Here is a 5,797-nt window from a genome sequence, read left to right as displayed (position 1 = left end):
CCTCTTCCCATTCCGAACAGAGAAGTTAAGCCTGCCTGCGCCGATGGTACTGTTACTTACGGGAGAGTAGGTCGTCGCCAGTTTTTATCAAAAGCCTCAAGTGAACAACTTGAGGCTTTTTTTGTGGTTATACGTCGCGCTTTAGCTGAACGCTGTAAGCTTTACGCATCTCCAGACTATGTTTTATAAAAAAAGAAGCTTGCTTTCATCCAACAAGAAGCTTCTTCTTAATAAAAAGGAAGCTTCCTTTATAACTTACAACTCATAAATCGAAAAGCCCCTATTTCCCTCAAGTGGATATTTTAACTTCTACTTCTATTCCTGTAAGTCTTAAATCTTATGTCTTATAAATTATAACTTATCACTCAAAACTTACAACTTACAACCCGCGTTAGGGATAGTAGTGGAAATCCTTTTGTAGAAATTGGATTTTCTATAATCACTTCTAATCTTCTTCTACAAAAGATTGCAACGGATAGCCCGACCGAGCGATTTGCATTAGCTGTGTTTGTATTATTTTGGTTATTCTATGAATAATATAAATGGAAGGCAAAGAGCGAGGGAACGCCCAAATTTATTATCTTTACTCAAAACCTATATATTATGGAAGAAAATCAGTATGATAATCAATTGTTACCAAAGGAAAGTTGGTTTAAACGTAATTGGAAATGGGTTGTGCCTGTTGGCTGTTTGTCGTTTGTGATTTTATTTTTTGGATTGTTAATTGGTGGTGCTTTTTGGGGTTTTAGTAAGATAACTTCGGATAGCGATGTAACGAAACATGCAATTAATATTATTAATCAAAATCCTGAAGTTCAGCAGAAATTGGGTGCGGATGTTAAAACGAACGGAGTTTTTACTGGAAATATTTCTATTACAAATGATACTGGTGAAGCTAACATCTCTGTACCTATAAAAGGAACAAAAGGCTCTGGGACTGCAATTATTGTTGGAGAAAAAGAATTTGATAAATGGAATTATGAAAAGATTGCGGTTCAGGTTGATGAAACTGGAGAAGTGATCGAAATAAATAAAGTAAAAGAAGAAGCTAACGAATGAGTTAGCTTTTTTTATTTAGCTATTATTGATAAAGATTTAATTGTTTATTCAAAATAATAATTTTACTTTTGATTAACATTTGGTGCGAACTTAACCGTTCGGTAACAGGGAATCAGGTGAAAATCCTGAACAGACCCGCTGCTGTAAGCTCCATATTTTTTAGATACATTATATCCACTGTTTTTAATGGGAAGGATTTCTAAAAAAGGAGTAAGTCAGAAGACCTACCAAAATGATAAATGTTGAATGCTTTCGGGGACTAAAGCGTGAAGTTCAAATTTTGGATAGGTTCGTCCTTTCAATACTTCTTCATATACTCTCGTTAGCAACAATTGATTATTGCTAAATGAGAAATCTAAAAACTATAATTATTTGTTGCAGCTTGATTTTGCTTTCATGTCGCATAGCCTCTGCGCAAATTATTCATGATAGTATTTTAGAGCTTCAGCAAGTTAATATTTTAAAAAATAATATAAAAGCCGTTGTTCCTGTTCAGGAATTGAAAGGAGCGGAACTAGAGGCTTTAAATAGCCATTCTGTGGCAGATGCTGTTCTTTTTTTTGCAGGAGTGCAAATTAAAGATTACGGTGGAGTTGGAGGTTTAAAAACTATTGATGTTCGTGGGATGGGATCTCAACATGTTGCAGTTTTTTATGATGGAATTCAACTTGGAAATGCGCAGAATGGAATTGTCGATTTAGGAAAATTTTCTTTAGACGATATGGAAATGATTTCTTTATATAATGGTCAAAAAAGTAATATTTTTTAATCAGCGAAAGATTATGCTTCTGCTTCTGCTATTTATCTTCAAACCAAAAAACCTGTTTTTATTGGTGATAAAAAAACGAATGCTACACTTCGTTATAAGTTAGGCTCGATTCAATTAATCAATCCTTCTATTCGTATTGAACAGAAAATTACGGATAGATTATCAGCTGTTTTGAGTGCAGAATATGTTAAAACGAATGGTATATATAAATTCCGTTATCAACGCAAAAATTTGGATGGAACTACTGCATACGATACACTTTTGAAACGTAGAGATGGACAAGTTGATGCAAAACGTTTGGAATTAGGATTGATCGGAAAAGGAAATCAATCGAATTGGAATGTAAAAGGATATTTGTATGATTCGGATCGTGGAATTCCTGCTGCAATTGTGCGTGGTCGATTTGATGGACGTGGACAAACTTTGGTTGATAGAAATTATTTTGTTCAAGGTAAATATGAGAAACGATTCAGAAATTTTCAATCGAAGATAAACGCAAAGTTTGCTTACGATTTCACCCATTATACAGATACAGTTTCGACAGTAAAAATAGAAAATAAGTACACACAACGCGAGTTTTATGTGTCTTGAGCGAATCTTTATTCGATTACAGATAATTGGGATGTGAATGTTGCAACAGATTATCAGTTTAATAATATGGGAGCAGATTTAAAGAATTTTTCTTTTCCTACTCGTCATACAAATCTTGTTGCGTTCGCGTCAACTTATCGTCTTGGAGGTTTGAGTTTACAAGGAAGTTTATTGGGAACTTTTGTAAAAGAATCAGTAGAAATGAACACAAGTGCGCCTGATAAAAATATATGGACGCCAACAATTATCGCCAATTATCAACCATTCAAATCTCACGATTTTAATATCAGAGCGTTTTATAAACGTATTTTTAGAATGCCAACGTTCAACGATTTGTACTACACAGACATTGGTTATGCGAATCTTCGACCAGAATATTCTACACAATATAATGTTGGTTTTACTTATTCTAAATCATCTCAAAATTTCTTCAAAAATATTACGATTCAAGCCGATGCTTTTTACAATGAAGTAACTGATAAAATTGTGGCTGCGCCTTCTGGAAGTTTGTTTCGTTTCACGATGCTCAATTTGGATGAAGTCAGAATAAAAGGGTTGGATGTTAAAATTCGATCAACATTTCAATTAGGAGAAATAGAGGTTTCGCCAATGCTTAACTATGGTTTTTTGCAAGCGTTAGATTATTCGAATCCTAAAAAAAGTTACTACAAAAATCAAATTCCATATACACCAAAACATAGTGGTTCTTTTGTTTTAGCGGCTTCTTATAAAACATGGAATTTTAATTACAGTTTTATTTATGTGGGAGAACGTTACAATGTTCATCAAGATAACATCAAAACAAATCGTCTTAATCCTTGGTTTACAAATGATTTAGGGATACATAAAGAGTTTAGGTTGAATCAAAGTCTATTCAAAGTTTCTTTTGAATTAAATAATATTTTGAATCAACAATATGATGTGGTTTTAAATTATCCAATGCCAGGAAGACAATTCAAGCTAATATTAAGCGCAAACTTATGAGAAATTTCAAACAATTATTCGTCTGTTTTTTAACAGCAATTACTTTTTATGCTTGTCAGCAAGATACTTATTTGATCGAGAAAGAGGAAGAAGGTGTAACCGATCCCGAAAAAACAGATGTTGTTGGTTTTTATTTACTAAACGAAGGAAAAATGGGAAGTAATATGGCTTCGGTAGATTATATGGATTTTACAACAGGAACCTATAATAGAAATATATATGCAACCGTAAATCCTACTATGGTAAAGGAATTGGGAGATGTTGGGAATGATATCAAAATTTATGGAAATAAGTTATATGCGGTTATCAACGTATCAAATTTTATCGAAGTAATGGATGTAAGAACAGCCAAACATCTGGGAACAATTCCTTTAGAAAATGGTCGTTACATCACGTTTGCAAATGGGAAAGCGTATGCATCTTCGTATGCTGGTCCTGTTACAATCGATCCGAAAGCGCCTTTGGGAAAAGTGGTCGAAATAGATACGATTAATTTATCGGTTACGCGACAAGTGACCGTAGGTTATCAGCCAGAAGAATTAGAAGTTGTTGGGAATAATTTGTATGTAGCAAACTCAGGAGGATATCGAGTTCCTGAATATGATAAAACGATTTCTGTGATTGATTTATCAACGTTTAAAGAAACTAAAAAAATTGATGTTGAAGTAAACCTTCATCGTTTAAAAAAAGATGCAGATGACGATTTATATGTGACTTCTCGTGGTGATTATTACAACGTTCCATCAAATTTATATGTGTTGGATAGTAAAACGCATCAAATCAAAAAGAAATTTGATATTCCTGTTTCTAACTTTACAATTGTTGATAACAAACTCTATTATTATTCAAACGAATTTAGTTACACAACTTTCGAATACACAAAAACTTATGGTGTAATTGATACCAAAACAGAACAAGTTATCAACAAAACATTGGTCAATGATCCTGTTATTAATGAAATCGAAACGCCTTACGGAATTGCTGTAAATCCTCAAACCAAAGATCTTTTTCTAACCGATGTCGGAAATTATGTTTCGATGGGTTACATCTATTGTTTTGATAAAAATGGTGCTTTTAAATGGAAAACTGCTGCTGGAAATATTCCTGCTCACTTTGCTTTTGTCTATAAATAAAATTTACATATGAAATATTCTAAAATCTTACTAACCGCACTAAGTTTTGCTTTAATACAAAGCTGTAGTGATGATGAAAACATTATCGAGACTAATCCTGATAATGCTACTTTACAAGTATCTTATGATGCAGCACGTTTAAAAATTGTTTCAATTGAACCAACTGTTTCTGGTTTCGAAAATGCAACATATACATGGAAACTTGGCAATGAAATTATTGGTAATGAGAAAACCTTAGGTTTTGTTTCTGATAAAGTTGGTGCTTACGATTTAACATTAGAAATTACTTCAGGAGTAACTTCTAAAACGATAAAAACAAAGGTTAATGTTACACAAGAATTATCTACTTACAGTAAATATATTTCTCAAGTCTTTGATTATTTGCCAGCAGTTGGACAATTCACAAATGCTTTACCATCTTATGTAACAGGAGAAACTCAAGCTGATATGACAGCCAAAGCTGCTAAGGCTTTAGTAGGAGAAAAATCTACAATGATTACACTTGGAGGTTACGGAGGATATGTGGTATTTGGTTTTGACCATACGATTATGAACCAACCAAACAAACGCGATTTTAAAGTTTTAGGAAATGGTTTTGCTGGATCTTCTGAACCTGGAATTGTGATGGTTGCATATGATAAAAATAAAAACGGAAAACCAGATGACGACGAATGGTACGAAATTGCAGGAAGTGAGTACACGAATCCAAATACAATAAAAAATTATAGTATTTCTTATCAAAAACCAACCGAAGAAGATAAAATACCTAATCCTGAATATGTAAAATGGACAGATAATCAAGGAAATTCAGGTTATAAAACTAAAAATTCTTATCATAAACAATCATATTATCCATTGTGGTTTGGTTCGGATCAGTTAAAATTCTCAGGTACACTTTTGGCAAGCAATTATACAGAGAAAAATGGTATTTGGACTGGTAAACAATTGGCTTATGGTTATGTAGACAATGCACCAAATAACAGCGAAGATTCAAATATTGATATTGATTGGGCTGTTGATAAAAATGGAAATCCTGTTAAATTATTAGGAATCGATTTTATCAAAGTTTACACAGCAACAAATCAAGAAGCGGGTTGGTTAGGCGAAATCTCAACAGAAGTTGCAGGTGCTTATGATTTGCATTTATAATATAACAAAACTAAATAAAATGAATTTTAATTTTACAAAGAAATTATTCTTTAATTTCTTATTTGCTACATCATCAATCTTTTTATTGACTTCTTGTAATAATGATGACGAC

General features: G+C 32.8%; 6 protein-coding genes, 1 rRNA gene and 1 riboswitch. All 7 genes read left to right on the top strand.

Annotated features, from left to right (window positions below):
• Positions 1 to 83 (top strand): 5S ribosomal RNA (gene rrf / locus G0Q09_RS14520); the annotation flags it as partial.
• Positions 84 to 603: 520 nt separating this feature from the next.
• A complete protein-coding gene (locus G0Q09_RS14515; protein WP_219035419.1) occupies positions 604 to 1,059 on the top strand; it encodes a cytochrome c oxidase assembly factor Coa1 family protein in 456 nt (151 codons plus the stop codon).
• Positions 1,060 to 1,122: 63 nt separating this feature from the next.
• A riboswitch (cobalamin riboswitch) is annotated at positions 1,123 to 1,306 on the top strand.
• Between the two features lie 99 nt (positions 1,307 to 1,405).
• The gene (locus G0Q09_RS15105) at positions 1,406 to 1,828 is read left to right on the top strand and encodes a TonB-dependent receptor (protein ID WP_257468295.1); all 423 of its coding nucleotides are present in this window, start codon (positions 1,406 to 1,408) and stop codon (positions 1,826 to 1,828) included.
• A 171-nt stretch (positions 1,829 to 1,999) separates the two neighbouring features.
• Positions 2,000 to 2,419, top strand: coding sequence for a hypothetical protein (locus G0Q09_RS15100; protein WP_257468292.1), 420 nt, complete (start codon positions 2,000 to 2,002; stop codon positions 2,417 to 2,419).
• Positions 2,420 to 2,452: 33 nt separating this feature from the next.
• A complete protein-coding gene (locus tag G0Q09_RS15095; RefSeq protein ID WP_371875747.1) occupies positions 2,453 to 3,403 on the top strand; it encodes a TonB-dependent receptor domain-containing protein in 951 nt (316 codons plus the stop codon).
• Entirely contained in the window at positions 3,400 to 4,536 is a 1,137-nt protein-coding gene (locus G0Q09_RS14505; RefSeq protein WP_219035418.1) for a YncE family protein, read from the top strand. Before G0Q09_RS15095 ends, G0Q09_RS14505 begins: the two co-directional genes overlap by 4 nt.
• Before the next feature lie 9 nt (positions 4,537 to 4,545).
• Positions 4,546 to 5,685: a PKD-like domain-containing protein gene (locus tag G0Q09_RS14500; protein ID WP_219035417.1), complete on the top strand. Its 1,140-nt coding sequence runs from the start codon at positions 4,546 to 4,548 to the stop codon at positions 5,683 to 5,685.
• The last annotated feature ends 112 nt before the right edge of the window (positions 5,686 to 5,797 follow it).

Source organism: Empedobacter falsenii, assembly GCF_019308355.1.
Taxonomy (GTDB): domain Bacteria; phylum Bacteroidota; class Bacteroidia; order Flavobacteriales; family Weeksellaceae; genus Empedobacter; species Empedobacter falsenii_B.
This window is presented reverse-complemented; position numbering and strand designations above follow the sequence as displayed.